The sequence below is a fragment of the Burkholderia sp. 9777_1386 genome (assembly GCF_015712265.1).
Lineage (GTDB): Bacteria > Pseudomonadota > Gammaproteobacteria > Burkholderiales > Burkholderiaceae > Burkholderia > Burkholderia cenocepacia.
Genome location: NZ_JACCQB010000150.1, coordinates 1 through 413, shown reverse-complemented (window position 1 = coordinate 413; position 413 = coordinate 1). Strand labels below are relative to the sequence as shown.

At 54.5% G+C, this 413-nt stretch carries 1 protein-coding gene; it reads right to left on the bottom strand.

Annotated elements, in window-relative coordinates; all coding sequences use genetic code 11:
* A partial coding sequence (gene nadR / locus H0X91_RS34785; RefSeq protein ID WP_196433830.1) for a multifunctional transcriptional regulator/nicotinamide-nucleotide adenylyltransferase/ribosylnicotinamide kinase NadR occupies positions 1–413 on the bottom strand: 413 nt, incomplete at both ends.

The window sequence follows — 413 nt, the reverse complement described above, 5'->3', positions numbered from 1 at the left end:
ACCGTACGCACAAAGAACGGCTTAACTTCGGTCGGAATATAATCCCAGTAGCGGAACGGGTTTTCGCGGATCTGCGCCCCGCTGATGTTCATAAAGGTGCGTTTCGGATCGATCAGCACCGTCTCGATGCCCAGATGCTCGCGGAACTGCGGCGCATCGGACTCTTCAGAGGTGTAGATCCAGTTCGGCGCAATCCCCTTGTCTTCCATAAAGGTTTTTACACCGTTGCTCCACACGTCCCAGCCGTGCGGATACGGCTCCATGCCCTCTTCGTTAAAGGCATGAATACGAATATTTTTCTGATACTTAAAGGTCTGTAGCAGCCAGCGCAGCCGGTCTGACACAGTGGGCTGCTGCGACATGGCGCTGTCTTCGAACAGCTGACGGTCGCGGGTTTCATCGTAGCCCATGAT